We start from the raw sequence: 3,989 nt of genomic DNA, 5'->3' as shown, positions 1-3,989 counted from the left end.
GTTGTTAGAAGCATGGAAGCAATCGACGCAGCATTTTGAAGTGCACTTCTTGTAACTTTAGTTGGATCAATTATTCCAGCCTCAAACATGTTAATGTATCTTTCTTTTAGTACATCAAATCCATATTTTGGATCATCTTTTTCGAGTATTCTTTCAATAATTATAGCGGGTTCTAAACCAGCATTTCTTATTATTTGTTTTGCAGGAGCATCTAAAGATTTTGCTACTAATTGTGCACCAATTTTTTCGTCTCCTGACAATGTGTTTGCAAATTCTTCAACGGCTTTTTTGGCTTTGAGTAACGTTACACCTCCACCTGCAACTATTCCTTCTTCCACAGCTGCTCTCGTTGCAGATAAGGCATCTTCTATTCTATGTTTCTTTTCTTTCAACTCAGTTTCTGTAGCCGCTCCTGCTTTAATTACAGCAACCCCACCAGATAATTTTGCTAATCTCTCTTGTAATGTTTCTTTTTCGTAATCGGAAGTTGTATTTTCAATTTGAGCTTTTATCTGAGCTATTCTTTCTTTTATTGCTGTAGGTTCACCTTTTCCTCCAACAATGATAGTATCTTCTTTTGCAACTCTTACCAAATCAGCTTGACCAAGATCATTAATGGAAACATCTTCCAAGGTAAGACCAATTTCTTCAGATATTACAGTACCGCCAGTTAAAATGGCAATATCTCTTAGCATTTCTTTTCTTCTGTCTCCAAAACCAGGAGCTTTAACAGCTACTGATTCCAAGGTTCCTCTCAGCTTGTTGAGAACCAACGTAGAAAGAGCTTCTCCTTCTACATCTTCAGCAATGATTACCAAAGGTTTTCCAGCTTGAGCAACTTTTTCTAAAATTGGAACTATAGATTTTACAGCTGAAATCTTTCTATCTGTAATTAATATATAAGGTTCTTTCATTTCGGCTTCCATTTTTTCAGTATTTGTTACAAAATAGGGAGAGATGTATCCTCTATCGAATTGCATTCCTTCTGTGAATTCTACATAAGTTTCAAGAGTTTTAGAGTCTTCAACGGTTATAACTCCATCTTCTCCTACTTTGTCCATAGCTTCCGCTATAATATTTCCAATCTCCTCGTTATTAGCAGATATAGAAGCTACATGTGCAATGTCTTCTTTACTTGATAACTTTCTGCTAGCATTCCTTATCTGCTCTACAGCTTTATCTGTAGCCTTAGCGATACCGTTTCTCATCAATATTGGATTAGCACCAGCTGCAACATTTTTCAATCCTTCTTGAATCATAAACTGTGCTAAAACTGTAGCGGTAGTTGTCCCGTCTCCCGCAACATCGTTTGTTTTGGAAGCTACTTCTTTAACTAACTCTGCTCCAAGTGCTTCAAATTTATCTTTCAATTCAATTTCTTTAGCAATCGAAACACCATCATTTGTGATAGTTGGAGATCCCCAACTCTTTTCTAAAACTACGTTTCTTCCTTTAGGTCCCAAAGTTATTTTAACAGCATCTGCAACTGTATTAACGCCTCTTTCTAAAGCTCTTCTTGCATCTTCATTAAATTTTAACATTTTTGCCATCTTATCTCAACACCTCCCATTTTTTTAGTCTTCTACTTTTGCTAGTACGTCTTCCACATCAATGATGATATAATCCTCATCATCTATCTTGATTTCAGTTCCTGCATATTTAGAAAAGATTACCTTGTCTCCTACTTTTAAATCATAATCTTCATCTAGTTTCCCGACTTCTTTAACTTCTGCCTTTTGAGGTTTTTCTTTTGCTGAATCTGGTAGTACTATACCACCTTCAGTTTTTCTTTCTTCGGTAATGGGCTTAATGAGTAACCTGTTTCCTAATGGTTTCACCGTCATGTTATGATACCCCCTTTTTTTATTTTAATTATTTTATTTCAATTTTTATTTTTTTGTTCATTAGCAATCAAACATTAAGAGTGCTAATTTTCATATGTATCATAACACATATTAGTAAAAGTATCAAGAGTCAAAAAAGACGATTATGGGTGATTAAAGACGATTATCGGCGATTATTTTCGATTAGAAGGCTAAATCTCGTTTTTTCTCGTTTTTTCTCCAAATTGCTCGTTCTTTCTGCCTTTTTAACTTTTATGTAATTATTTCAGTACATATTTTTAAACTTTTCTGCGATCTTGACAAACACTTTTAATACTTCAGGGTCAAATTGTTCTGGAGATGTTCTGCTATCTCCTTCTAACAATATTTTCATGAAAAATATCTGCAGGAGACTCACTAGAAAACGGGCTTCCGCCACACAGCCTTACGGCAGATAAGGAAGCGGTGAGAGGAATGCAGAATTTTCTCTCCTTTCCCATAGTAAAGTTTTAGCTTTGCTTACCAGGATTAAATCTTTGCTTTTTGCACTTCTATGAATTACTGTACCATCAAGTTTCCTTATATCAAAATATCCAGTTGAACGTCTCCCAAATATGAAACATTCGATACCGTTGTATCTTACTTTATCAAACAATCTAAAACCATGTACTAGATAAGGTGCTTGGTTAAGCTTCCTTGTTCCTCCCTTTAGAATGTTAGCTTTGTGTATTTGTCTATTGTGTCGTCTAACTTCTTTAATGTGATAATAGTAATCTAATTGTTTTGCTTGAGGATGACCACTAATACATAAAGCGTCTATTCTATGTGTTTTAGGTAGGTTGTTCTGTATTCTTGTATTTTTAGTGATATATCCGTAAGTTAGATGAACGTTAGAATACAAATCTTTCAATCTATTGTATAATGTCCATCTCATAATACCCATAAATGTAGCATCTTTAAACTTTTGTCCTCTTTTAAAATTCAATTTAATCTTTCCATTATGATAATCTCTATGGCATGTTTCACACAATGTAATTAAATTACTCGGTGCGTTTCCACCTATTTGTCTACTTTCGATGTGGTGAACATTGAGTCTTTTATCTTTACTTTTGCCTTTGCAGTGTTGGCAGGTATAGTTATCTCTCCATAGAACATATTCCCTTACATTCCAAAAATCTAATTGTTTACCTTGTTGGTATTGTTTGCCTTCAATATTAGGATTCTTAATCTTTTGTATATCGAAACTTGCAACTTCTACTACAATTTTTGTAATAGGAAGCAAACGATAAACTAGATCAATCAGTTTAATGTGCGATTTTATTTTATGTTCTACCGATGGTGCAATCCATCCTTTGTTCTTACTGTGAACACGATTTAAAAAGCGTGGTTTCCTGTACCTTGTTTTTCTTAAACGTCTATCTCTACGATACTGTCGTTTTTGAGATATAAGTTTAGTTATATCGTCCCTTATTTCAACTTCTGATGCAAAAAGTTCTTTCTTTTTAGTAGTAGCAGACAATCCTACAGTTTTACTTCCTGCATCTACTCCCAAAGTAATAGGTTGTTTATAACCGCTACTACCATAGAGCAGTTGAATAGTAAAGGGTTCTTTTCTAACAACCTTGGCTTTACCATCTTTAAGTAGCTTTCTTGCCTTTGAAGGTTTACAAGGCATAAGAGGTTCCCCATGTTTGTTTAAAACGTACACTAACATAAAGTGTACCTCCTTAATAGGCGGAAGCCCGTTTCTTTTTCCTTAACGGAGTTATTCTCCTTCCCCAATGTTATATAGGCTTTTTACGTTTAGCTCACTATCCCTACCCCTCAGGATTGTTTAAAGCTAAACAACAGAGCGACAGACTAAGAGAAACATCCGAAGGTGTTATGACCTATATAACGTAGCCCGATGATCTTCCTTTAGAGATGGAAGCCCGTTTCTTCATACGGCTGAGGGTAGCCAACTAAGGCTTGTTCATCACAAGCCCCCGTCTTTAGACGGTGGGTAGTTGACGCTTTCTTCGTGAGAAAAAGATTTTTTATATGGTCTTTCACTTCTGAGTTCATCGTATACATCTGGGTAATATTCGCCTAAAATGATATTAAGTTTTTCTGAAAAAGTGGTAAGAGCCATGATAATCAAACTTATCGTAACGATAATATTTTTGA

Annotated in this window: 3 protein-coding genes and 1 pseudogene; all 4 read right to left on the bottom strand. The window is 35.0% G+C overall.

Annotation, left to right across the window (positions count from 1 at the left end; all coding sequences use genetic code 11):
• A partial coding sequence (gene groL, locus AA81_RS07970; RefSeq protein ID WP_103898733.1) for a chaperonin GroEL occupies positions 1 to 1,550 on the bottom strand: 1,550 nt, incomplete at its 3' end.
• Positions 1,551 to 1,574: 24 nt separating this feature from the next.
• Complete coding sequence (groES, locus tag AA81_RS07965) at positions 1,575 to 1,844, bottom strand: co-chaperone GroES (RefSeq protein ID WP_012208976.1); 270 nt, start codon at positions 1,842 to 1,844, stop codon at positions 1,575 to 1,577.
• Positions 1,845 to 2,268: 424 nt separating this feature from the next.
• Entirely contained in the window at positions 2,269 to 3,537 is a 1,269-nt protein-coding gene (gene iscB, locus AA81_RS07960) for an RNA-guided endonuclease IscB (RefSeq protein WP_103079060.1), read from the bottom strand.
• A 261-nt stretch (positions 3,538 to 3,798) separates the two neighbouring features.
• Positions 3,799 to 3,989, bottom strand: a pseudogene (locus tag AA81_RS14225) (hypothetical protein); the annotation flags it as partial.

It is taken from the genome of Petrotoga halophila DSM 16923, assembly GCF_002924615.1.
The sequence above is the reverse complement of the archived record's forward strand: the minus strand, read 5'-3'. Positions and strand labels throughout refer to the sequence as shown.

Excerpts from the sequence above, each read along its gene's own strand:
- iscB (WP_103079060.1), bottom strand. The coding sequence starts at position 3,537 with ATGTTAGTGTACGTTTTAAACAAACATGGGGAACCTCTTATGCCTTGT.
- groES (WP_012208976.1), bottom strand. The coding sequence starts at position 1,844 with ATGACGGTGAAACCATTAGGAAACAGGTTACTCATTAAGCCCATTACC.